The 23157-nt window shown below is 65.1% G+C and carries 21 protein-coding genes; 9 read left to right on the forward strand and 12 right to left on the reverse strand.

Going from position 1 to position 23157, the window contains the following annotated elements; genetic code table 11:
- Positions 1-16: 16 nt before the first annotated feature.
- Positions 17-787 (reverse strand): phosphatase, encoded by a 771-nt coding sequence (locus tag FQ377_RS03540; RefSeq protein WP_148599823.1) that lies wholly within the window; start codon positions 785-787, stop codon positions 17-19.
- A 9-nt stretch (positions 788-796) separates the two neighbouring features.
- A complete protein-coding gene (gene mshA, locus FQ377_RS03545; RefSeq protein WP_148599824.1) occupies positions 797-2056 on the reverse strand; it encodes a D-inositol-3-phosphate glycosyltransferase in 1260 nt (419 codons plus the stop codon).
- A gap of 232 nt (positions 2057-2288) precedes the next feature.
- Between mshA and FQ377_RS03550 the strand changes: the two genes are divergently transcribed.
- The gene (locus tag FQ377_RS03550) at positions 2289-3446 is read left to right on the forward strand and encodes a DUF418 domain-containing protein (RefSeq protein ID WP_148599825.1); all 1158 of its coding nucleotides are present in this window, start codon (positions 2289-2291) and stop codon (positions 3444-3446) included.
- Here FQ377_RS03550 and FQ377_RS03555 read toward each other — a convergent pair.
- Entirely contained in the window at positions 3443-4093 is a 651-nt protein-coding gene (locus tag FQ377_RS03555; protein ID WP_262364246.1) for a histidine phosphatase family protein, read from the reverse strand. The two genes, FQ377_RS03550 and FQ377_RS03555, sit on opposite strands and share 4 nt — an antisense overlap.
- Positions 4090-5535, reverse strand: coding sequence for a CCA tRNA nucleotidyltransferase (locus FQ377_RS03560; RefSeq protein ID WP_148599826.1), 1446 nt, complete (start codon positions 5533-5535; stop codon positions 4090-4092). The genes FQ377_RS03555 and FQ377_RS03560 overlap by 4 nt, the downstream gene beginning before the upstream one ends.
- A gap of 190 nt (positions 5536-5725) precedes the next feature.
- Between FQ377_RS03560 and FQ377_RS03565 the strand changes: the two genes are divergently transcribed.
- The 5 genes from FQ377_RS03565 to trxA all read left to right on the forward strand — a co-directional run bounded on the left by FQ377_RS03565 (position 5726) and on the right by trxA (position 11145).
- Positions 5726-6202 (forward strand): NUDIX hydrolase, encoded by a 477-nt coding sequence (locus FQ377_RS03565; RefSeq protein WP_262364247.1) that lies wholly within the window; start codon positions 5726-5728, stop codon positions 6200-6202.
- Between the two features lie 51 nt (positions 6203-6253).
- Positions 6254-7981, forward strand: a complete 1728-nt coding sequence (gene murJ / locus FQ377_RS03570; protein WP_148599828.1) for a murein biosynthesis integral membrane protein MurJ — start codon at positions 6254-6256, stop codon at positions 7979-7981.
- 71 nt (positions 7982-8052) lie between these two features.
- Positions 8053-9594: a hypothetical protein gene (locus FQ377_RS03575; RefSeq protein WP_148599829.1), complete on the forward strand. Its 1542-nt coding sequence runs from the start codon at positions 8053-8055 to the stop codon at positions 9592-9594.
- Positions 9595-9758: 164 nt separating this feature from the next.
- The gene (gene trxB, locus FQ377_RS03580) at positions 9759-10793 is read left to right on the forward strand and encodes a thioredoxin-disulfide reductase (protein ID WP_262364273.1); all 1035 of its coding nucleotides are present in this window, start codon (positions 9759-9761) and stop codon (positions 10791-10793) included.
- Positions 10794-10818: 25 nt separating this feature from the next.
- Positions 10819-11145 (forward strand): thioredoxin, encoded by a 327-nt coding sequence (gene trxA / locus FQ377_RS03585; protein WP_148599831.1) that lies wholly within the window; start codon positions 10819-10821, stop codon positions 11143-11145.
- A 1828-nt stretch (positions 11146-12973) separates the two neighbouring features.
- On the opposite strand, the gene FQ377_RS03590 is transcribed toward trxA, so the two are convergent.
- From FQ377_RS03590 to rpmH, 8 genes are all read right to left on the reverse strand, one after another.
- Positions 12974-14275, reverse strand: a complete 1302-nt coding sequence (locus tag FQ377_RS03590) for a ParB/RepB/Spo0J family partition protein (RefSeq protein WP_316245906.1) — start codon at positions 14273-14275, stop codon at positions 12974-12976.
- Positions 14276-14511: 236 nt separating this feature from the next.
- Positions 14512-15399, reverse strand: coding sequence for a ParA family protein (locus FQ377_RS03595; RefSeq protein ID WP_148600085.1), 888 nt, complete (start codon positions 15397-15399; stop codon positions 14512-14514).
- A gap of 201 nt (positions 15400-15600) precedes the next feature.
- Entirely contained in the window at positions 15601-16272 is a 672-nt protein-coding gene (gene rsmG / locus FQ377_RS03600; RefSeq protein ID WP_148599833.1) for a 16S rRNA (guanine(527)-N(7))-methyltransferase RsmG, read from the reverse strand.
- Entirely contained in the window at positions 16265-16825 is a 561-nt protein-coding gene (locus tag FQ377_RS03605) for a Jag family protein (protein ID WP_148599834.1), read from the reverse strand. Before FQ377_RS03605 ends, rsmG begins: the two co-directional genes overlap by 8 nt.
- The gene (gene yidC / locus FQ377_RS03610; protein WP_148599835.1) at positions 16822-17784 is read right to left on the reverse strand and encodes a membrane protein insertase YidC; all 963 of its coding nucleotides are present in this window, start codon (positions 17782-17784) and stop codon (positions 16822-16824) included. Before yidC ends, FQ377_RS03605 begins: the two co-directional genes overlap by 4 nt.
- A 2-nt stretch (positions 17785-17786) precedes the next feature.
- Positions 17787-18098: a membrane protein insertion efficiency factor YidD gene (gene yidD, locus FQ377_RS03615; protein ID WP_148600086.1), complete on the reverse strand. Its 312-nt coding sequence runs from the start codon at positions 18096-18098 to the stop codon at positions 17787-17789.
- Positions 18099-18145: 47 nt separating this feature from the next.
- Entirely contained in the window at positions 18146-18526 is a 381-nt protein-coding gene (gene rnpA / locus FQ377_RS03620) for a ribonuclease P protein component (protein ID WP_148599836.1), read from the reverse strand.
- A gap of 81 nt (positions 18527-18607) precedes the next feature.
- Positions 18608-18745 (reverse strand): 50S ribosomal protein L34, encoded by a 138-nt coding sequence (gene rpmH, locus FQ377_RS03625; protein ID WP_022892375.1) that lies wholly within the window; start codon positions 18743-18745, stop codon positions 18608-18610.
- Positions 18746-19205: 460 nt separating this feature from the next.
- Here rpmH and dnaA point away from each other — a divergent pair, with 460 nt between their 5' ends.
- The 3 genes from dnaA (at position 19206) to gnd (ending at position 23149) form a co-directional block, all read left to right on the forward strand.
- Positions 19206-20618 carry a chromosomal replication initiator protein DnaA gene (gene dnaA, locus FQ377_RS03630; RefSeq protein WP_262364248.1) on the forward strand — a complete coding sequence of 471 codons (1413 nt, stop codon included), beginning with the start codon at positions 19206-19208 and terminating at the stop codon, positions 20616-20618.
- Between the two features lie 462 nt (positions 20619-21080).
- Positions 21081-22205 carry a DNA polymerase III subunit beta gene (gene dnaN, locus FQ377_RS03635; protein ID WP_148599838.1) on the forward strand — a complete coding sequence of 375 codons (1125 nt, stop codon included), beginning with the start codon at positions 21081-21083 and terminating at the stop codon, positions 22203-22205.
- A 47-nt stretch (positions 22206-22252) separates the two neighbouring features.
- The gene (gnd, locus tag FQ377_RS03640) at positions 22253-23149 is read left to right on the forward strand and encodes a phosphogluconate dehydrogenase (NAD(+)-dependent, decarboxylating) (RefSeq protein WP_148599839.1); all 897 of its coding nucleotides are present in this window, start codon (positions 22253-22255) and stop codon (positions 23147-23149) included.
- The last annotated feature ends 8 nt before the right edge of the window (positions 23150-23157 follow it).

The raw sequence follows: 23157 nt of genomic DNA on the forward strand, positions 1-23157 counted from the left end.
TACCAGCGGGCAGTGCTCAGACCGGAGGCATCCCGGCCCGCTCGAGGACGTAGTCGATCAGGGGTCCGTACAGTCCAGGACACACGTTGTCATCGAGCGGCACAGCGACGTCGAGCTGTCCCTGGGCCTCGGAGACGAACAGGCCCGGGTCGTTGCAGTCGGCGAAACCGATGGTGGGCAGACCGGAGCTAGCGGCGTACCCGGCCCACCCGTGGTCGGCCACCACGAGGTCGGGGGGCGAGGCTCCCTCCTCCGCGAGCGTATCGAGGCTGATCCGCATGGGTTCCGGGGAGTGCGTGTGCATGAGACCCCCGTGCTGGTGCCAGGCGAGGACCCCGAACAGCCGGCGGATGTCCCCGCCCCCGAAGGCACGCCCCTCGGGCACGGCCACCACGGTGGCACCTGCGGCAGCCGCAGAGCGGGCGAAGGCGGCATGGACGGGAAGGAGCCCGGCGGGGTGCCCCGTCGCGAAGAGGATCCTCTCCCCCCTGCCCACGGAGGCCCCGAGGACGTCGGCGAACCGGTCGAGGGCCGCGACGCATGAACCGGCGTCGATGGTGTCCTGACCCCGGACGTATGCGGGATCGCCGCTGATACCCACGCGTTCGTGCATGAGCTGGAACACGTCGTCGAAGCTCCACTCGCGTGTACGGGTGACACCGAACTCGAGGTTCTCGTCGCCCTCGAGGAAGAGCCGTATGTGCCGGAGATTGTCCTGCCGCGGCGTGGCGACCAGGCCGGTGATGCGGGCGGAATCGAAGTACTCGGCGAGCTCGGTGGGATTCACCCGTCCATCCTAGGACGCCGGGATGCGCGGGGCGCCGACGGGGAAGTGCTCGACGGCGGTGCGGTAGCTCTGTGCTGTGAGCAGGGCGGTGCGCTGCCACCCGAACGCCAGGGCGTGCGTGGCCGCACCCCGCCCGAGCCTCACGCGCAGCGCCGTGTCGTCGTGGAGTCGCTCGAGGGCGCCCGCCCACTCTCCGGCGGAGTGCCCGTCGACGAGGATGCCGCTGCGCCCGTCGCTGATGGCCTGCGGCAGTCCGCCCACGTTGGCCGCGATGACCGGCGTGCCGCACGCCTGCGCCTCCAGCGCCACGAGTCCGAAGGACTCGCTGAAGGACGGCATGACGACGGCGTCCGCGGCCCGGAACCACTGGGCCAGATTGACCGCCACGACGGGTGGATAGAGGCGCACGCTGTCGCCGAGACCGGCGTCGTCGATGAGGGGTTGGAGCGCCAGGGCCTCGGATCCGCTGCCTGACCCGAGGATGCTGACCACGAGCGGGATGTCGGGCCTGCGCGCCCGCAGTTCCGCGGCCGCCGCCACGAGGACCTGCGGGCCCTTGAGTTTCTGGATCCGGCCCGCGAAGACCACATGGAACTGCTCCGGCGGGAAGGCGAGGGATGCGCGGGCGGCACCGCGGTCGCCCGGGTGGAAGGTGGCGAGGTCGACTCCCGGTGCAACCACGTCGATGCGGTCGGGTTCGGCGCCGTAGAGGGAGACGAGCTCGGTGGCCTCTGTGCTCGTGTTCGCCAGGAGACGCGTGGAACCGTCCACGATGGCCTGCTCCCCACTGATCCTGTCGGCGGGTTCGGGCGAGCCGATCTTCCTCATCCGCAGGTTCTTCACGCGGGCCATGGTGTGCATCGAGTGGACGAGCGGCAGCTCGAGGTCCCTGCTGAGTTCCAGGCCCACGGCACCCGAGACCCAGTAGTGGGAGTGGAGCACGTCGAAGTGGCGGTCCGTCAGCATCCGGGCCACATCGGTGATGGCATCGGCGAAGATCCCGGTGAGGCCCGGGAGCGCCTCCTTGGGTATGGGCCGCGCCGGGCCGGCGTCGAGGTGGTGCACCACCACGCCGTCACCCAGGACCTCCCGGCGCGGACGGCCTTCGCCGACCTCGCGCGTGAAGATCTCCACCTCGATCCCCACCTTCGCCAGCTCGAGGGCCGTACTCCTGACGTACACGTTCATGCCGCCGGCGTCGCCGCTGCCGGGTTGCTCCAGCGGGGAGGAGTGGAGGGAGAGCATGGCAACGCGCCTGACGCCGGTCACACCTCTCCTCCCAGACCGGCTCGGGGGTGTGCCGGTCGATCCCCCTGACACTACAACGCTGCGATGTCGGCTCACATTCCGCTCCGGCGGCTGCGCTCCGGCAGTGCCGGAGCGCCCGGCGGGACGACGGCCGCCCCATCCCCGACAGACGGGAAAGCTACCCTGAGGAGCATCCGCCGGGACGGCCGCTGCGGGCGGTCCCTGGCGACGACGACACCGGAAGGCGGGACGAATGGCTGGTTCGGTGCCGGCGACGGACCGCGTTCCTGCCGTGGATGCCCTGCGCGGCTTCGCACTTCTCGGTATCCTGCTGGTGAACATCTGGTACTTCGCCGATTCCACCACCCTCTCGGGTGGGCCTGCTCCCGCGGCCGCCACCACCTCGGACCTGACCATCCGCTTCCTGGTGGCCACCCTGTTCGAGGGCAAGTTCCATCTGCTGTTCTCGCTCCTGTTCGGCTACGGAGCCGCCGTGCTCCGGGACCGCGCCGGCGGGCAGGCGGTGCACCTGACATCGAGGCGCCTGGGCTTCCTCGCGGTCCTCGGGATCCTCCACGGAGCAACGCTGTTCTACGGCGACATCCTGCTGACCTACGCCCTGGCCGGATCCCTGCTCCTGGCCACGCGTTCCCTCGCACCGCGGGTGGCGCTGCTCCTCGCGATCGCCATCACGGCCGCGATGGCGCTCCTGCTCATCTCCTCCGCGCTGCTGACCGGGACCGCGGACGACGCCGTGGTGAACACCGTCAGGGACCCCGCCGTCCCAGCCGACGGACCGGGCGGCGCACTGGCTGCCAACGCGGGGACCTACGGTCTGATCGGGATCAACGTGGTGGTCTTCCAGGGACCGCTCGCGCTCGCGGCGTTCTACGCCGGCTCGGCCCTCGCCGCATGGGGAGTGCTCCGGCCGTCGGTACCCCCTATGCCCGTCCTGCGGCGCGTCGTCCTGCTGGCGCTGCCGGCGGGCCTGGTCCTCTCCGCCGGCCAGGCCTGGCTCGCCCTCCGGGGCGACGACGGCTCCACCCTGCTGGCCTCCGGGATCTCCGTGCTCGTCTCGCCGCTGGTGACGATCGGCTACGCGGCAGGGTTCCTGCTCCTCCTGAAGACCCGTCCGGGACGCGTCGTCTCGTGGGTCCTCGCGCCGATGGGCCGACTGTCCCTGAGCAACTACATCGCGCAGTCCGCCCTGCTCGGCCTCGTCTTCACCGGGTACGGGCTCGGGCTGCAGGACCAGCTTCCCGCCGTCGCCGTGGTGCTGGTCGGCGTCGCCGTGTATCTCGCCCAGGCGGTCGCCAGCCGCCTGCTCCTCCGGCGCTTCGCCACCGGTCCGCTCGAGTGGGCGCTGCGCCGCGTCACCTACGGACGATCAGTCCGGCACGGTGGCGCCTAGAGGTTCCAGTGCACGATCGCCGGTGTGCGCTTGTCCCACCCGAGCGCACAGACGGCCGCCGTCCCCAGGACGAATCGCCGTCCCTCGATGCCCCCGAACTGCAGCCAGCGGGCCGCGACGACCCGCAGGAAGTGCCCGTGTGCAACGAGCAGGGCGTTCTGCACGGGGGTGGCACCGGGATCCCGGTCCGCGGGCGTGCCGCACCCGGCCTGGATGCGCGCGATCACGCGGTCCGCCCGCTCCGAGACCTGGTCCAGCGTCTCACCGTTCGGCACACCGTCGTTCCAGATCAGGTACCCCGGGTTCTCCTCGCGCACGGTGGCACTGTTGCGGCCCTCGTTGTCGCCGTAGTCCCATTCGTGTGCGAAGGGCAGGATCTCGGCGTCGGGGAAGCCGGCGAGCTCTGCGGTGCGCGTGGCGCGCTGCAGGGGGGAGGAGACCACGAGCTCGAAGTCGACACCCTCGAGATGGCGACGCGCATCGAGGGCCTGCTGCTCCCCGTTCTCCGTGAGCGCGAGGTCCGTGAGCCCCGTGTAGCGGCCGTCCCTCGACCACTCGGTCTCGCCGTGCCTCAGGAGCCACAACCGGGGCAAGGGTGTTCCGGCGGGCGTCAGGTCCGGTGCTGCTGCACCTGTCATGGGTGTCATCGCGTGCTCTCCTCGAATTCGGGCTGCTCGGACCACCAGGAACGGAGCGAGGTCTCGGCGTCGGCCCGCTCCTGCGGACCGTGTTCCATGCGTTCCTCGAGGAGGAACCGATAGGCGCGCCCCACCACCGGCCCCGGAGCGACGCCGAGCAGTGCCATGATCTGCTCTCCGTCGAGATCCGGGCGGATCGAGGCCAGTTCCTCCTGCTCGGCGAGCACGCTGATCCGCGACTCGAGATCATCGTAGGCGAAGGCCAGCCGTTCGGCCTTGCGCCGGTTCCGCGTGGTGACATCGGAGCGGGTGAGGCGGTGCAGTCGCTCGAGGAGCGGGCCGGCGTCGCTCACGTACCGCCGGACGGCCGAGTCGCTCCAGCCTGCTTCGCCGTAGCCGTAGAACCGCATGTGCAGTTCCACCAGACGGGCCACCGCCTTCACGGTGTCGTTGTCGAACCGCAGCGCACGCAGCCGCTTCGTTGCCAGCTTGGCTCCGACGGCGTCGTGGTGGCGGAAGGTGACCGCGCCCCCGGGCTCGAATCTCCGGGTTGCCGGCTTCCCGATGTCGTGGAGCAGCGCTGCGAGGCGCAGGACGACGTCGGGCCCCGGCACGGCGCCCTGGTCGTCCGTCTCGAGCTCGCAGGCTTGGCGCAGCACGGTCAGCGAATGCTGGTAGACGTCCTTGTGGCGGTGGTGCTCGTCCGTCTCGAGACGGAGGGCTGCGACCTCCGGCAGCACGTGGTCGGCGAGGCCCGTCGCCACCATGAGGTCCATCCCGGCGTCGGGCGACGTCCCGCTGATGAGCTTCACCAGCTCGTCGCGCACGCGCTCGGCGGAGATGATGGAGATGCGACCGGCCATCTCGGTCATGGCCTGTGCCACCTCGGGGGCCACCGTCATGCCCAGCTGGGCGGCGAAGCGCGCGGCACGCATCATGCGCAGCGGATCGTCGGAGAACGACGACGACGGCGTCCCGGGGGTCCGCAGCATCCGCGCGTGGAGGTCCCGTACACCGCCGAACAGATCCACGAGCTCGAGGGACGGGAGCTTCAGGGCCATGGCGTTGATGGTGAAGTCCCGCCGCAGGAGGTCCTCCTCGAGGTCCGTGCCGAACGCCACCGACGGCTTCCTGGACTCCGGATCGTAGGCCTCGGCGCGGTAGGTGGTGATCTCGATCTGGTAGCCGCCCCTACGGAGGCCGATCGTTCCGAAAGCACGCCCGATCTCCCAGTACGCGTCCGCCCACCGCTTGACGACGGCGATGATCCGGTCCGGATCGGCGTCCGTGGTGAAGTCGAGATCGCCGGACACCCTGCCGAGGAACAGGTCCCGCACCGGTCCGCCGACGAGCGACAGCTCGTGTCCGGCGGCGTCGAAGAGCTCGCCGACCTCGAGGACAACGGGAGGAAGGGAAGCGGTGAGTGCAGAGGTGTCCGGCAGGTGCGACATAGTCCTTCAAGGGTGCCAGACCCGCCACTGTTTCCCACAGCGGACGCCGTTCCGCTGCCGGTGGCATCCCACCGGCCGGACCCCGCGGACGGGGCTGCGCCGTCGTCAGCCCGAGGCAAAGATCGTTAGAGTGGTCTGCATGGACCGACCCGTTCCGAGTGCTCCAAAACGCACCCCGTTGACAGTGTCAATGGGAACAACGGGTATGCCTGCAGTCCACCAGCTGCCCACGGTGGAGGAGGTCTCCTCCGGCGGAGTGGTCATCGATGCCTCGAAGGACACCTTCGACGTCGCGATCATCGCCCGCCTGAATCGAGGCGGCCGCCTCGAGTGGTGTCTTCCCAAGGGCCACCCCGAGGGTCCCGAGAACAACGAGGACGCGGCCGTCCGTGAGATCGCCGAGGAGACCGGGATCGAGGGCCGGATCGTCTCTGCGCTCGGGAGCATCGACTACTGGTTCACCGTCAGCGGGCATCGGGTCCACAAGACCGTGCACCACTTCCTGCTCATCGCGACCGGTGGCCTGCTCACCATCGAGAACGATCCCGATCATGAGGCGGTCGATGTGGCCTGGGTGCCCCTCCAGGAACTCGGACGGCGGTTGTCGTTCCCCAACGAGCGGCGTATCGCCGACCTGGCGCGGCAGGCACTGCCCCACCACCTCTGAGGCAGCCGGCATGCGCCGGGCGCTGCCGCCCGGGTGAGACGATAGGGAACGATGTCTGACACGAACACAGCCTCGATGCCGCTCGCGGACGCCGACCCGCGGAAGCGGGCGGACCCCTCCGCCCCCCGCAGCGGTTCCACCGCCCGATCGAGTGCCATCATGGCCGCCGGCACGCTCGTCTCCCGGCTCCTCGGGCTGGTCCGCGTGGCACTGCTGGCCACGGCGATCGGCGCTGCGGGCCAGGTGTCGGATCTCTTCACCTCGGCCAACAACCTGCCGAACTTCCTTTACCTGATGCTCGCCGGCGGCGTCTTCAATGCGGTGCTGGTACCCCAGATCATCCGTGCCAGCCGACAGCCGGATCGCGGCGCGGACTATGTGAGCCGGCTCCTGACGCTCGCCGCCGTCGTGCTGCTCGTCCTCACCGTGCTCGTGACGCTCGCGGCACCGATCCTCGTCGACGTGATCACGAGTTTCACCGGCGCCAGGCTGGCCCTGACCACGGTATTCGCCTATTGGTGTCTGCCGCAGATCTTCTTCTACGGCATGTACGCGGTGACCGGGCAGATCCTCAACGCCAACGGTTCCTTCGGTCCGTACATGTGGGCCCCGGTGGTCAACAACATCGTGTCGATCGGTTTCCTCGTGGCCTTCATCGCCCTCATGGGTACCGAGCAGGTGGAACGGCACAGTCCCGAGTCCTGGACGAGTGAGCAGACCCTGCTGCTGGCCGGGGGAACCACGCTGGGCATCATCATCCAGGCGCTCGTGCTGATCATCCCGCTCAAGCGCCTGAACCTCGGTCTCCGCCCCACGTTCGGTCTCCGCGGCTCGGGTCTCGGACGGACCGGGAAGCTGGCCTCCGTCACGATCGTGACGATGCTCGTGGGTAATGGCCTCTACCTCGTGAACCTGAAGATCGCCACGATCGCCGGCAATGCCCGCCCCGCCTTCCTGGCCCAGGATCCCCCGGTCGAGATCGCGGGTGCTACCAACCTCGAATTCGGCACCATGCTGTACCAGTTGCCGCATGCGGTGATCGCGCTCTCCCTGGCCACGGTCATGTTCAACCAGCTCTCCTCCGCCCACGCCGACAACGACCTGCCCTCCGTCCGCGCCACGCTGTCCCACGGCCTGCGCATCATCGGCGTCGCGACGGTCTTCGGGGCGGCCGCGCTGCTCACCTTCGCCGGACCGCTCGGCATGCTCTTCAGCGAGTCCCCGGAGGTCGCGGCCATCAACGGCGTGATCATCGCGATCCTCGCGGTGGGAGCGCCGTTCCTCAGCGCCAACTTCTTCCTCACGCGTGTGTTCTACGCCAGCGAGGACGTCAGGACTCCACTGAAGATCCAGCTGATCCTCTCGGTGGTCGGGGTGGCTCTCGCACTGGTGGCGGGCATGTTCGATCCCCGGCTGATCGTCCCGATGCTCGCCGTCGCATACTCGCTCGGCAATGTGATCGCCGTCGGCGTCAGCCACGTCTTCCTGACCCGCGCCATCGGGTCCTACGGCGCCGGGCGCGTGTTCGACCTCCACGTGCGGTTGATCATCGCCGGTATCGCGGCGGCCATCGTCGGCAGCGTGCTGTGCTGGGGCTTCGGCGGCTATGACGCCTCCGGCTTCCTCTGGCAGTCCAAGCTCAATGCCATTGCCGTGCTCGCACTCGGCGGGATCACCATGCTGGCCGTCTACCTGCTCATGCTCAGGGTGCTGAAGGTGACCGAACTGCGCGAGTTCGCGGCACCACTGTTGGCCCGATTCGGCCGACGCAACGCCTGACCCGCTGATCCGCCGTCGGACAGGCCGAACGGTAGCATGGGTAGAAATCAGCCGGACGGGGAGAGGAAGACGTGCCAGAAGCAGTAGATGTCGGTTCGGTCCTGGGCAATCGGTACAGGGTGACCGCGCATATTCTGGCATCTGCTCGACAGGACCTGGTGCTCGACGGCATGGATCAGGTCCTCAATCGGCCGGTCAGCATCCTCGCCGCCTCGGAGGGCAACGCCGACCAGGTGGTGGAGAGCGCCAGGGAACTGGCAACGGGGGAAAGAACCGCCAATCTGCAGGTCCTCGACCTGCTGACCACGGACGAGGGCACCTACCTGGTGACGGGTCGCACCCCGGCCGCGGATCTGTTGGACCTCGTGGTGCGGCAAGACGATCCGGCAGCCGAGGAGCCATATGTCGAACCATTCTTCACCGACACTCTCGGCTCGGAGATCTTCGGCGGCCCTCGCCCCACAGAGCTCGATACCGACGACGACGAGGACGACGACGACCGCGAGGAGTTCCGCTGGTCCGGACTGGCAGGACTCAAGCGGCGCTTCGGGCGACGCCAGGAGGATCAGCACGAGGACGAGCCCCTCGACGCCATCGGGGGGGTCGACGATGAGCCCTCCGATGACTCCACATCAGTGGAGGCCGCCCCGCAGAGCACCGCACAGATTTCCGCGAGGCCCACGTCACATCGTGTCCCGCCGCCCCCGACCCACAGGCCGGGTACCTACCGCAGCGACGCGCAGGCAGAGTCGATCGGCCGGCCGGCCGTCGTCGCCGGAACGGTAGGAGCCGCCGTCAGCGGCAGTTCCACCGGCACCATCGGGGCGCCTGACGGAACGACCTCCGGCTTCCCGTTCTTCGACGACGAGGAGGCGGAGTCCGGCGGCGCGGGCGACAACGTCTCCGACGACGAGCAGGATCGCAACACCGGTGGCCCCGGCGGGTTCAGCCCCGCACGAATCGTCACCGGAGTGATCCTCGGTGTCGTCCTCGTCATCTCGGTCATCCTCGTGGTCACCCAACTGGGCTCCATCTTCGCGGGAACGGAAGCCGCCGACAATCCGGCGCAGCAGAATACGGGAGCCACGGCGGCGCAGACCCCCACCAGCGCGCCCGAGACGGCATCCGCTGCACCGGAGGCAGCGACGGTGGATCCGGTCATCGCGGGCATCACCCGCGTGGTCCCGGACAACCCCAGCCTCGACGCCGGCAACGATGCCGATCTCCCCCGGATCATCGACGGCGATCCGGACACATTCTGGGGGAACCAGGTCTATGCGAGTGACACGTTCGGGGGCCTGGCGGGAAGCCTCGCCCTCGTGGTCGAACTCGAGGAATCGTCCACCATCTCCGACGTCACCATAGAACAGCTCAACGGTTCCGGCGGCAGCTTCTCCGTTCTGGTCAATGACGAACCGACACTCGACGGCGCGGAGGAGATCGCTCAGGGGAGCTTCAGTGCACCCACTGTGGAGGTCCCGATCGAGGCGGGCGACGCCGGGCAGCCCACGGGCCGCTACGTGATCGTCGATGTCACCCAGCTTCCCAGGCTCTCCGACATCCAGGCACAGTATCCCTACGGCCTGCGGATCGCCGAGATAGACGTCAGGTGAGCCCATCCGGCCCCAGCACCGCAGGGGCCGTCTGCGCCATGGAATAACCCCATCCGTGGATGGGTTCTTGCAAGTGTCCCCGGAGATGGCCGGCTCGGCCGGCTCAGCTGATGGAGAAGACAGAAAGGTCTTTCGAGAACGTGACTACTCATACCGACGTCAAGCTGGAGAAGCCCAGCACCGACACGTCCAGCACCGAGCCCAAGATCCACGACGTGATCATCGTGGGGTCGGGACCTTCGGGCTATACAGCAGCGGTCTACACGGCTCGCGCCAATCTGAAGCCCGTGCTGATCGCCAGTTCCGTCAAAGCCGGCGGAGAGCTCATGAACACGACCGACGTCGAGAACTTTCCCGGTTTCCCTGAGGGTGTCATGGGGCCCGACCTCATGGACCAGTTCGAGCAGCAGGCGCGCCGGTTCGGCACAGAAATCCTGTTCGAGGACGTGGTGTCGGCGGAGCTCGATGGTGAGATCAAGAAGCTCACCCTGGCCACCGGTGAGGAGTACCTCGCCCGGGCGGTCATCATCTCCACAGGATCCGAGTACCGCGAGATCGGCCTTGACGACGAAAAGCGACTGTCCGGTCACGGCGTCAGCTGGTGTGCAACCTGCGACGGCTTCTTCTTCCGTGACCAGGACATCGCGGTGGTAGGAGGTGGCGACTCAGCCATGGAGGAGGCGCTTTTCCTCACGAAGTTCGCTCGCTCCGTGACGATCATCCACCGTCGGGACACGCTCCGGGCATCGAAGATCATGCAGGACAGGGCGTTCGCTCACGACAAGATCAAGTTCCTCTGGAACTCCGAGGTCACTGCGATCCACGGAGGGGCCAAGGTCACCGGGCTGTCCGTCGCCAGTACGGTCGACGACACTACGAGCGAGATCGAGGTCAGCGGAGTGTTCGTTGCTATTGGCAACGATCCTCGAGTGGATCTCGTCCGCGATCAGCTGCAACTGACGAGCGAGGGTACGATCGCCGTCAACGGTCGTACCTCGAAGACATCACTCCAGGGAGTCTTCGCAGCAGGTGACGTCATCGACCCGACCTACCGCCAGGCCATCACTGCTGCCGGGAGCGGATGTGTGGCCGCCCTCGATGTAGAGCACTACCTCGCCGACACCGTCAGCGCCGCCCAGACCGCCGCTCGCGTTCCAACGCCGCCGGCCGAGGCTGTCTCGGAATCCGCATCATTCTGATTGATCGAGCACAAGGAGAATACCCATGAGCAACGCAAAAGATGTCACTGACTCGTCCTTCGAAGCCGACGTCCTGCAGTCCGACAAGCCCGTGATCGTCGACTTCTGGGCCGAATGGTGTGGCCCCTGCCGCATGCTGTCCCCGATCCTCGACGACATTGCGGCCGATCACGCGGACAAGGTCAACGTGGTGAAGGTGAACGTCGATGACAATCCGTCGATCTCCGCCAAGTACGGCATCACGTCCATCCCGGCCGTGTACGTCTTCCAGGGCGGCGAAGTTGCCGCCAAGTCGATCGGTGCAAAGCCTAAGCAGGTTCTCGAGCAGGAGTTCGCTGCGTTCCTCGGCTAACTCAGGCCGGTGCCCTGGAAAGGACCCACCCTCTCGGGTGGGTCCTTTTTCGTCCCGTCCCTCTCCAGCAGGCACGCCGCGCCGGCTGCATCCCGGCCTCGAGAAGCCGGCTGTCCCGGTCACTTGTCCGGAGCGGATCCGAGAGCCCATGGCGTGAGTCCATCAGCCCCGGTTGCATGGAAGAGCGAACCCAAAGTCATTAACCACGCGGTCCGGTCAGCGCCCTTTCGTCCTCTTGTCAGCTCGATGTCGACACCACGTACTTGGCGAACTAATCGACAGTTCGTGATCGACAAAGAACAGGTCAGTGCTGCAACGTGCTTCAGCACATCGACACCAGCCTCAGCCGTATCCATGAAGCGGCCGCTGATATGTATGTAGATCTCCGAATGCGGGAGGTCGAAATCGCAAGTGAAGCGATAGGTGCCGCCGTTTCACGTGAAACGTCCCACTGATTCGACCGCTGAAATGCGTCGCCCTGACATCGATAATCCAGCGCGCCCTAAGTCTCGCGTGCGAACTTGAACCCTATTCGTCTCATAGGCGCTAAATAGTTCAGGCGCAGCCCGTCGCTGATGGGCCCGTCACCCCCGTAGCGGCTGGCGAGGGGATGCTGAACCGACCTCCCTCGAGCGCATTCGATTTTGGCTGGGTGCCGAGCCCGCGCCGTTTCACGTGAAACCAAAAAACAGACACGTGGTCGAGCTAGCTCGTGCTGCAGTGCGTTCCACGTGAAACCATGTCCGTCTTCAGATAGTCGATTAGTGAACCGATCGGCCACTCGGCTTGCACGTGGTACCAAGGCCTCTACCGGGAACTCGTTACGACACAAAGTCTGTTCTTCGCTAACGACAAGGTCTGGGGTCAGGTCGATCCTTGATGCAACGCCTCGAGTCGAATCGTTCCAGGAGCAACGTCGAAGGTCGATTCGGCCCACAGCGCGGCCTCAAGCGGTCATCACATCACGGACCGGGGGGCACGCGTTGTGCTCACAGCGCCAAACCCTGGCCAGCAGGCTCTGCTCAGCCGCTTGAATCTCGAGGCCGGAGAGCGATTTTGTGCGCCTCCGTCCGAGGAGGAGTAGTAAGTAACCGAATACAGTCGGTGAGTAACCGGAGGCATCAGCAACATCGTGACACAGCTCAAGCATGATCCTCCGCTCAGAGGTCTATGAACGATTGGTCGAACTACCAGCTCTGTTCGTCCTCGGCCTGGCCTGCAGTGAGAAGCCGCCGAATAGCAGTGGAGATTCGGCAGTCGGCGGTCGGCGGTTCGCAGCTAGTTCTCCGCCGTTGCGGCAGACAGTCGGCGGTTCGTGGACCAGGAGTAATGACTAACGGTCCGCAGTCAGTATGCAGCAGTCAGCAGTGACCGTTTCACGTGAAACAGCAAGCGCACCGTTCGGTCGGGAATGTATGCGCCAGCTCTTCAGGCAGCTGTCGTCAGTTGGCTATGGCGGTTCTCTCAATCCAGATCGTCACGGCAGGTCGGGCTGAGCCTCGTACTCGGCCGCTCCCGATGCAACTCGAGCGGGGATCGTCCCGCGGGCGGCTCTGCGTCACCGATGCTCGTGTACCCGGCCGCCGCGGCTCCACAAGACGGTTCCCCCGTCGTGTGCGGCATACCTGCCTGAGAACCGAACCCATGTACCACCGCAGCTTGGTCTGGCGTTTCGGGTGAGGCGATTACGAAAAGCAAACCCATCGCCCAGATTGCCAGCAATTACACGGGCCGTCACCCAATCAACGACCATCACGTTTCCCGTAGAACGAGATTCGATCGTCCCGCCCGCTCAGCAACGTACGAGTCCAGCCCCAGGCGACGTGCCCTACGCGGAATCGGGGGAGATGACTCCGATGATGCGGTTCAGATCATCGACCGATGCGAACTCGATGCTCACGCGGCCCTTCTTCGCACCGAGCGAGATCTTCACGTTTGTGTCGAGTCGATCCGAGAGTGACGTCGCCAGATAGTCCAGGCGTTCGTGACGTGCACCCGTCGACGGTCGCGCAGGCTTGGACACCTGACGTAGCCCGGACTCGAGAGCAACGATCTCCTCCGTGGTACGCACAGACAATCCCTCGGCCACGATCCTCTGGGCGAGCTGCTCCATTGCGGCCGGATCATTCAGGCCGAGGAGGGCCCGTGAGTGGCCAGCTGATAGGACGCCGGAGGCAACTCGTCTCTGCACGAGTGGTGGCAGCCTCAGCAATCGCAGCGTGTTCGAGATCTGGGGGCGCGAACGCCCGAGACGACCGGCCAGCTCGTCATGGGAGCATCCGAAGTCGTCGAGCAGCTGCTGGTACGCTGCTGCCTCTTCGAGAGGATTCAAGGCACTTCGATGGAGATTCTCCAGGAGTGCATCCCTGAGCAGATCATCGTCGAGCGTCGACCTGATGATGGCCGGGATGGTCGATAGACCGGCTTCCTTCGAGGCCCGCCAGCGGCGCTCACCCATCACCAGCTCGTAGCCGGTCGAACCATCGTTCTGCGATGGTCGCACCACAACCGGCTGCAGCACTCCGACCTCCCGGATCGAATGCACTAATTCCGCCAACTCGTCCGAATCGAACTCGACCCTGGGTTGCTTGCTGTTCGGACGGATTGTGTCGAGGCCGAGTTCTGCGAAGCTTGCTCCGGGAACATGTAGAAGACCGCTCGTCGGTTCGTCTGATTCCTCGATACGTTCCGTCGGCTCGGACGGTACGGTCGGCACCGACGAAGTGACTGGCTCTGTCGGAGCGGCGGGCACAGGGTCTATCTGGGCGCCAGGCCGCGGCGATGTTTCACGTGAAACCTTCGCGATCTCATAGCCGTCGGTCATCTGCTTCCCCTCCTGCTTGCCAGTAGGTCCACCTGCGTCGTTGCCTGTGTCCGCACCAGCCGAAGCCCGAGTCTCCTTGTCCGCAGTACCTATCCCGCCTGAAGAAGAAGGCTTCTCGCTCCTCGCCCCTTGCGGCTTGCTCCTACTGCCGGGCGCCGTTCCTGAGATCTTTTCGCTCGACTTCGCACCTCTTTTTGATTGCGCCTCGCGCACGTTGCGGTCGATGCCGGATCTCAGCGCCGTCGAATAGGAGCGTGGCGTCTCGACAACGTCCTCCGCCGTAACGCGTTCGAAGAACAGGTCCACAGGTCTTCCACCCTGGGGGTGGCGCGCACCGGGCTCGATGTCATCGAGGTCGGATCCGCCGGCCGACCCCGGGTTCTCGGTGTGCTCCTTCGTCTCCTCCAGTGGGGCACTGGGAATGAGGGCACCAAGACCCCGACCGAGACCGCGCCGCTTCTCCACCATGTCGTTCCTTCCGGATCCTGGGCTTGAGCCCGATAAGAGTTCGTTCTACGTCAGCGAGCAGGGACGAGCTTCGTTCAGGGGCGAGCAGTGATCTCCGCCGCGGCTTCCTGGTAGGAAAGCGCACCACTCGACGAAGGATCGTAGGTCATCACTGTCTGCTGGTAACTCGGAGCCTCCGAGATCCTCACCGAACGGGGAATGACCGACTTGAGCACCTGATCGGGAAAGTGCTCGCGGACCTCGGCGGCCACCTGGGCTGCAAGATTGGTCCGCCCGTCGTACATGGTGAGCAGGATCGTGGAGACCACGAGATCAGCATTGAGATGCTTCTGGATCATCTCGATGTTCTTGAGCAGTTGGCTCAGTCCTTCCAGCGCGTAGTACTCGCACTGGATCGGGATCAGCACCTCCCTGGCCGCCACGAACGCATTGACGGTGAGCAGGCCCAGACTCGGCGGGCAGTCGACCAGGACGAAGTCGAGCCGGGGCTGACCGAGCGACTCCCTGTCCTTCGCGTAGGTATCTATGGCGCGCTGCAACCGCTGCTCACGCGCTACGAGGGAGACGAGCTCGATCTCGGCCCCGGCCAGGTGGATCGTTGCGGGTGCGCAGATCAGGTTCGGGACATCGGGGCAGGGTGCCACGACATCCTTCAGGGGAACATCGTCGATGAGGACGTCGTAGATCGAGTCGATCTCGGCGTGATGGTCGATATTCAGGGCGGTCGAGGCGTTGCCCTGGGGGTCGATGTCGATCACCAGCACCTGAAGACCAGCGGTCGCGAGCGCCGCCGCGATATTGACCGTCGTCGTCGTCTTGCCCACGCCCCCCTTCTGATTGCTGACGGTCATGATGCGGGTGCTCGTGGGTCTGGGAAGCGTCTTGCCCGCCAACTTCTCCCGGCGCTTCGCTTCCCGGGCGAGTTCACGTCCGAGCGGCGAGGAGTCGTCCATGGTCTCCATCACGCTCTTCGCAACTTTTTCCGAGGTGCGTGCCGACAACGGGACGGCGTCGGCGGACGCGGCGGTTGCATCGTTATTCTGCAGGGGGCTGCCATCAATGGACACGCACAAACCAACTCTCACAGGCCAGACTTCGTTATCTACAAGGGTAGCCGGAGGAGCACCCACGGAGGACGAGGACGATCCCCTCCGGACGGGTGCCTACCGCGACACCACCGGGATGCGTACCACCGTGGTGGGCGTGGAGAGCCGATCCACCCCGGTTGACACGATGTCGACCTGGCCACCGCCCAGGGTGCGAATCGTCTTTCTCGCCTTCGCGATCTCCTCGCCGGCACTGCGCCCCTTGATCGCCAGTACTTCTCCACCGACCCTGGTGAGGGGCATTGTCCAGCCCGCCAGGGTGGAGAGTGCGGACACCGCTCGAGCGGTCGAGTAGTCGGCGACGATCGTCCCGATCATCTGCTCGGCCCGACCACGGAGCACTTCCACATTGTCCAGCTCGAGATCCTCGACCACCTCGTGCAGCCACAGGGTGCGGCGCTCGAGCGGTTCCACGAGCTGGAGTCGCAGATCCGGCCGCGCGATGGCGATCACCACCCCGGGAAGACCTGCACCACTACCCACATCGACCACAGTGGAATCGCGATCCATCAACTCGGCGACCACGGCGCAGTTGAGAATATGACGTCCCCAGAGACGGGGGACCTCCCGCGGGCCGAGCAGGCCCCGTTCCATTCCCGAGGTCGCAAGGTGATGCACGAATCGTCGGGCCAGGTCCACTCGATCACCGAAGATCGCCGACGCAGCGGCCCGCTCCTCCGTCGTCGGCTCAGGATCCGCGTGGACGGGCTCGGGTAGGTCCTCAGTCATCGCTCACGGAGATGACGATGTGCCGGGCGTGACCCTCGCCCTCGGACTCACTCGAGAGCCCCAATTCGGCGATCGCGTCGTGCACGATCTTCCGCTCGTAGGCGGTCATCGGGGCGAGTGCGATGTCGTCGCCCGAGTCCCTGGCCTTCTGGGCCGCGTGCTGGGCGATCTTCGTCAGTTCGCCTTCACGTCGATCGCGATACCCATCGATATCGAGGACCAGTCGGCTCCGTGCGTCCGCCGCGGTGAGCACACTCAGCCGTGTCAGCTCCTGCAGTGCCTCGAGGACTTCTCCGTCCGGACCGACCAGCGAGGACAGGGCGTCGTCCGCGGGGTCCTCCGAAACGATGGAGATGTACGAGCGGCCCTCTCGGACCTCGATGTCGATGTCCCCGTCGATATCCGCGATATCGAGCAGTTCCTCGAGGTAGTCGGCTGCCACGTCTCCCTCTTCGTCGAGACGGGACGACCTCGTGTCGTCCCCGGACCGTATCTCCTCATCGCGGACTACGTCCTGCGGTACGGATGCGTGATCTTCGTTCTCCACCGTCATCGCTTCTTCCTCTTCTTGCGCTGGGGCTGCACACGCTGTGCCCGGGGCTCGGGAACCGTCTCGATCGCCGGCTCCGACTTCCGCTCCCCGAGCAGGGGAACCATCGGCAGGCCCTTCTTCTCACGACGGTCGGCAAGGGCCTTGGCCGCGGGTGAACCTGGGGTCGGCATCCGGCGGATCACGTAGAACTGCTGCGCCATCGTCCAGACGTTCGTGGTGGTCCAGTAGACGAGAACGCCGATCGGGAAGTTGATGCCGCCGATACCGAAGACCAGAGGAAGGATGTACAGCATGATCTTCTGCTGACGCATGAATGGGCTCTGCATGGCCTCTTCGGACATGTTCTTCGCCATGATCTGCTTCTGCGTGATGAACTGCGAGGCTGACATCGCGATGATCATGAGCACCGAGAGGATGATGACGCTGATATTGCCGTCCGCGCCGAAACTCCCGAGGAAGGTGGAGGACAGCGGAGCACCGAGAATGGTCGCGTCGTCGAACTGCCGGACCGAGTCGGGTTGGAGTGCGCCGATGCTCGTACCCTCGGCACTGGCGCGGGAGACCCCGTTCAGCACGCGGAAGAGGGAGAAGAAGAACGGCATCTGGATGATGATCGGCAGGCAGGCCGCGAACGGATTGGTCCCGTGCTTCTTGTACAGGGCCATCTGCTCCTGGGTCATGGCCTGGCGCGAGAGCTGGTCGGTCTTGCCCTTGTACTTCTGCTGGAGCTTCCGCAGATCCGGCTGGAGCGCCTGCATTCCGCGCTGTGCCTTGATCTGCTTGACGAAGACCGGGATCAGCGCCGTCCGGATGATCACCACGAGCCCGATGATGGACAGCGTCCAGGTCCAGCCCGACGCCGGATCCATGCCCAGGTAGGAGAAAGCCTCATGGAACAGGAACATGATCCACGAGACGAGCCACTCGAAGGGGAAGAGAATGGTCCCTAGGAAATTCATAGTCAGTCTGCTCCTCGGGCCGCAGGGCGGCTTTCGTCATCGTCCGGGATCACCGGGTGGTTCAACACAACTATCGCTGGCACTTTCCCGTCCGGAAAACTCCTGCCGCCTGGCGGGACGTGATCGACGCCGCCGTCGTTCCACGGATGGCATCGCCCCACCCGCCGTATCGTGAGCCAACTGCCGCGAGGAAGTCCATGGACCGTAACCGCTTCCAGCGAATAGGCCGAGCAGCTCGGATAGAACCGGCACACCGGACCGTACAGCGGGGAGACCACCTTCCGGTAGGCGATGAGCATCCAGATCACTGCCATACGAGGTATCCCGGCAAGAACGCCGATCACCCCGGTGGTGATGTCCCTCACGATACTCCGCCTTCCCGATCGGCTCGATCCGTCCGCTCCAGCTTCCGGACCACGGTGCCGAGGCAACCTGCGAACTCGTGTCGCAGCGACTGCCAGTCGGATGTACCGGCCGCCGGTAGGGCCCGAACCACGAGGTCGTACCCATAGGGGTGCGCGCGTAGCTGCTCAAGCGCCGCATAACGGAGCCTTCTTTTAACGAGGTTGCGGGCCACGGCGTTCCCCACGTTCTTGCCCACGATGAATCCGACCCGGGACGGAGATCCGCCGGAGGTCAGCACACCATATAGCAGTACGTTCCGGCGCCCTGCGCGGGCACCGGAACGTACGGTATGGCTGAAATCGCCGGCTGCTCGTACCCGGTTGATCACCGGAAGCATCGTCGGGGTCTTCCCGTTGTCGCAGCATCGGGTCCTGGTGCGGTGCCGTCATCCGAGGGATGCATCACCGACAGGAGCCGTCTATGCCGAGAGTTCGGTACGACCCTTGCCGCGTCGGGCCGACAGGATCGCGCGGCCTGCGCGGGTACGCATGCGAAGGCGGAAACCGTGCTTCTTGGCACGACGGCGGTTATTCGGCTGAAAAGTCCGCTTGCTCACTGTAGTTACTCCAGAACGATCTTGAGATGCGCCCGGCCCATTGCAACAAGAGGGGAGAACAGACTGACGCGATGAAGGTGGTCATCCGACACTCGCGTGGCTGCCATCACCTCCCGGGGTTTCTTGTACTCCGGAACAGCTGTGATGGCACGCAGAATGCAGACGTGGTGGACTTCATAACGTTAGGGGAACCGGTCACGAGGCGTCAAACCGGGCTCGCCGGGCCTGTGGGTGATCAGCTCGACAACCTGTGGACAACTGGACGTCAAGCGTCGGTCGACTGTTGTCCCGCAGTCGGTCATCTCTTTCGTCTGAGGAGCTCTGCGGCGCGGAACTCCGCTATCTTCTCCACTTTCCATCCTCTAGTCTTGGCCATGGTCCGTCCGCCCATGACCTGTGCACAAGTCTGTGGATGACGGACCTTTTCGAGCGCGAGCAACGCAGCCAAGAGGGGTCTTCCGTGGGAACAGATGAGATAAACGACGTCGGGAGCTCCTGGCGGAAAGTCATCCGAACCCTCGAACAGGACGATCGCGTCACGCCCCGCCAGCGCGGCTTCATGGTCCTCACCCAGGCCCAGGGGCTCATCGGGACGACCATGCTCATCGCCGTCCCGAACGAGCTGACGCGCGAGGTCCTCCAGACCCAGCTCAAGGGTTCCCTCGACGAAGCGCTGCGGGAGGTCTTCCACGAGGAGGTGCAGTGCGCGTTCGTGATCGATCCCGAGTTGACGCCCGTGGAGGAGGAAATCGAGCACGAGGCACCCGAAGCAGCTGCTCCGGAACCCAAGGGGGAAGCGAAGCCGTCCCCGACGCCTCCGAGCAACTCCCACGAGTTCGGTCGCCTCAATCCCAAGTACATCTTCGACACCTTCGTCATCGGATCCTCCAACCGCTTCGCACACGCCGCGGCCGTCGCTGTGGCCGAGGCGCCGGCCAAGGCCTACAACCCACTGTTCATCTACGGGGACTCCGGGCTCGGCAAGACCCACCTGCTGCACGCGATCGGCCACTACGCGCGTCATCTCTATACCGGCATCCGCGTGCGCTACGTGAATTCCGAGGAGTTCACCAACGACTTCATCAACTCGATCCGGGACGACGAGGGTTCGAGCTTCAAGCAGACCTACCGCAATGTGGACATCCTCCTGATCGATGACATCCAGTTCCTCTCCGGCAAGGACCGGACCATGGAGGAGTTCTTCCATACCTTCAACGCGCTGCATAACCACAGCAAGCAGGTGGTGATCACCTCGGATCTGCCCCCGAAGCAGCTCATCGGCTTCGAGGAGCGCATGCGGTCACGCTTCGAATGGGGACTGCTCACGGACATTCAGCCACCGGAGTTGGAGACCCGTATCGCGATTCTCAGGAAGAAAGCGATCAGCGACAGCCTGAGCGCACCCGACGACGTCCTCGAATACATCGCCTCGAAGATCGCCACCAACATCCGCGAACTCGAGGGTGCGCTGATCCGGGTGACCGCCTTCGCCAGTCTGAACCGCCAGCAGGTGGACGTGAATCTGGCGGAGATCGTCCTGAAGGACCTGATCTCCGACGACGGCGCCAGGGAGATCACCTCCACCGTGATCATGGCCCAGACCGCAGACTACTTCCAGATCAGCCTCGAAGAGCTGTGCAGCAAGTCCCGCACACGGACGCTCGTGACCGCCCGGCAGATCGCAATGTATCTCTGCCGCGAACTGACCGACATGTCACTGCCCAAGATCGGCCTCGAGTTGGGTGGACGCGACCACACCACGGTGATCCACGCAGACCGCAAGATCCGCGAGCTCATGGCCGAGCGGCGGGCCATCTTCAATCAGGTCACGGAGCTCACCAACCGGATCAAGCACAAACAACGCGAGGGCTGACGGCAGGCGGCCGTAATTAACAGCTGTGGATCAACCTGTGGATAACTAGTGCCCCAGAGCTGTACAGGATGAGGACAACTTCCCTCATCCTGTGGACGTCGCAGCAGACCTGATCTTCGTCCACAGCGTGGTACTGCGCGGCACTGATTCACTTCACAGCTTATCCACAGGCAAAATCCGCACCAATACGCGTTCGGATCGTGTTATCCACAGAATCCACAGCAGTTATTAACACTACGAACCTTAAACTTCAAAAGTTCTTCAGATAACACTTCGCGTACCCCTCGGCACCTTGGGACCAGGGCTCTGAAGCGCCTCTGGCCCTGCTCAGAGCCCCGCTATCCGCCGACGTCCGCACGCAGTAGGGTGGTACTTCGTTGCGTCGGGGTCCGTCCGTGCGCAGTAGACCCCCGCTGATTTCTCCCCGGCGGTCCCTGATCCGACGAAAGGTGGCACTGCTCCGTGAAGTTCAGAGTTGAGCGGGACGTATTGGCAGAGGCTGTCTCCTGGACCGCTCGTTCCCTTTCACCGAGACCACCGGTACCCGTCCTGGCCGGTCTGCTGATCAAGGCCGAAGGAGGAACCCTCAGCCTCGCCAGCTTCGACTACGAGATCTCGGCGCGTCTCGAGATCGCTGCGGATGTCATCGAAGAAGGGACCGTCCTGGTATCCGGGCGCCTGCTCGCCGACATCTGCCGGAGTCTTCCTTCCGCACCGGTGGAGGTCATGACCGATGGCTCGAAAGTCACCCTCACCTGCCGTAACAGCCGGTTCAATCTCGCCACGATGCCCGAAGCCGAATATCCGGAGCTTCCACGGCTGCCCGAAGTCAGCGGCGTGGTGGATGGTGAAGCCTTCGCCCAGGCCGTGTCCCAGGTGATCATCGCCGCCAGCCGGGACGACACCCTGCCGATCCTCACCGGGGTCCGCCTGGAGATCGAGGAAGATCTCATCACCCTCCTGGCCACCGATCGATATCGCCTGGCCCTGCGGGAGGTGTCCTGGAAGCCGACCTCTCCCGGTATCTCCACCACCGCCCTGGTGAAAGCGAAGACCCTCAGCGAGGTGGCCAAGACCCTGGGCGGAGCGGGGGACCTCAACATCGCCTTCTCTGACGATTCCGAGCTGATCGGGTTCGAGTCTGGAGGGCGCCGAACCACGTCATTGCTCGTGGACGGGGATTATCCGAAAATCCGCTCGCTGTTCCCCGAGACCACACCCATCCATGCGATGGTCCAGACCTCCCTCCTGGTGGAAGCGGTACGTCGCGTATCACTCGTCGCGGAGCGCAACACCCCGGTCCGGCTCGCCTTCACGGAGGGACAGGTGACACTCGACGCCGGTACCGGTGAGGATGCCCAGGCGTCGGAAGTCATCGAGGCCACCCTCGAAGGGGAGGACATCACCGTCGCGTTCAACCCGCAGTACCTCAGTGAAGGCCTGGGTGCCTTCAGCAGTCCGTACGTCCGGTTCTCCTTCACCTCGCCGCCGAAACCCGCCGTGATCTCCGCGCAGGAGGAAGCGACCGGGAGTGATCAGGAGGACTACAGGTACCTCCTGATGCCCGTGCGGTTACCCAACCAGTAATCAGACCGACAGACCCCGCCACCCGTCGCCCCCAGAAGGAGAAGCTCATGCACATCGGCCTCATCGGACTCGGCAAAATGGGCTTCAACATGAGGGACCGCCTGCGCGAGCAGGGTATCGAGGTCACAGGGTTCGATCGTGATCCCGAGCTCACCGATGTCACTACCCTGGATGGCCTCGTGTCCGCGTTGCCTTCCCCGAGGATCATCTGGGTGATGGTGCCGGCTGGACAGATCACCGACGGAGTAGTCCACGAGCTGTCGGAAGCCCTCTCCGAGGGCGATCTGGTCATCGACGGCGGAAACTCCAAATTCAGCGATGACCAGATCCATGCGACGCTGCTGGCCCAGCGGGGTATCAGATTCGTGGACTGCGGTGTATCGGGCGGCGTCTGGGGTCTGGCGAACGGGTACGGTCTGATGGCCGGCGGTAGCACGGAGGACATCGAGCTCGCCATGCCGATCTTCGATGCGCTGCGACCGGAGGGTGACCGCGCGGAGAGCTTCGTCCACGTGGGGGACATCGGCGCCGGCCACTACGCGAAGATGGTGCACAACGGTATCGAGTACGGCCTCATGCAGTCCTACGCCGAAGGTTATGAACTGCTGGAAGCGAAGGGCATCGTCAGGGACGTCCACGGGACGTTCGCGGCATGGCAGAAGGGAACTGTCGTACGATCCTGGTTGCTGGATCTCCTCGTCAAGGCGCTCGAGGAAGACCCGAACCTCTCCCGGATCGCAGGGTACGTCGAGGATTCCGGGGAAGGCCGCTGGACAGTCGAGGAAGCCATCGCGAACAGCGTTCCCGCTCCCGCCATCACCGCCGCCCTCTTCGCACGGTTCTCCTCGCGGCAGGAGGACGCTCCGGCGATGAAGATGGTGGCTGCGCTTCGCCAGCAGTTCGGAGGGCATGCGGTCAAGCCCTCACGGCAGCCCCCTGGGTAAGGGGTGAC

Origin of the sequence: Arthrobacter echini (genome assembly GCF_008107445.1) — a bacterium.
Classification (GTDB): Bacteria; Actinomycetota; Actinomycetes; order Actinomycetales; family Micrococcaceae; genus Arthrobacter_D; species Arthrobacter_D echini_A.

Excerpts from the sequence above, each read along its gene's own strand:
- FQ377_RS03550 (WP_148599825.1), top strand. The coding sequence starts at position 2,289 with ATGGCTGGTTCGGTGCCGGCGACGGACCGCGTTCCTGCCGTGGATGCC.
- FQ377_RS03555 (WP_262364246.1), bottom strand. The coding sequence starts at position 4,093 with ATGACACCCATGACAGGTGCAGCAGCACCGGACCTGACGCCCGCCGGA.
- FQ377_RS03560 (WP_148599826.1), bottom strand. The coding sequence starts at position 5,535 with ATGTCGCACCTGCCGGACACCTCTGCACTCACCGCTTCCCTTCCTCCC.
- FQ377_RS03565 (WP_262364247.1), top strand. The coding sequence starts at position 5,726 with ATGGGAACAACGGGTATGCCTGCAGTCCACCAGCTGCCCACGGTGGAG.
- murJ (WP_148599828.1), top strand. The coding sequence starts at position 6,254 with ATGTCTGACACGAACACAGCCTCGATGCCGCTCGCGGACGCCGACCCG.
- trxA (WP_148599831.1), top strand. The coding sequence starts at position 10,819 with ATGAGCAACGCAAAAGATGTCACTGACTCGTCCTTCGAAGCCGACGTC.
- FQ377_RS03595 (WP_148600085.1), bottom strand. The coding sequence starts at position 15,399 with ATGGAGACCATGGACGACTCCTCGCCGCTCGGACGTGAACTCGCCCGG.
- rsmG (WP_148599833.1), bottom strand. The coding sequence starts at position 16,272 with ATGACTGAGGACCTACCCGAGCCCGTCCACGCGGATCCTGAGCCGACG.
- FQ377_RS03605 (WP_148599834.1), bottom strand. The coding sequence starts at position 16,825 with ATGACGGTGGAGAACGAAGATCACGCATCCGTACCGCAGGACGTAGTC.
- yidC (WP_148599835.1), bottom strand. The coding sequence starts at position 17,784 with ATGAATTTCCTAGGGACCATTCTCTTCCCCTTCGAGTGGCTCGTCTCG.
- yidD (WP_148600086.1), bottom strand. The coding sequence starts at position 18,098 with ATGGCAGTGATCTGGATGCTCATCGCCTACCGGAAGGTGGTCTCCCCG.
- rnpA (WP_148599836.1), bottom strand. The coding sequence starts at position 18,526 with ATGCTTCCGGTGATCAACCGGGTACGAGCAGCCGGCGATTTCAGCCAT.
- gnd (WP_148599839.1), top strand. The coding sequence starts at position 22,253 with ATGCACATCGGCCTCATCGGACTCGGCAAAATGGGCTTCAACATGAGG.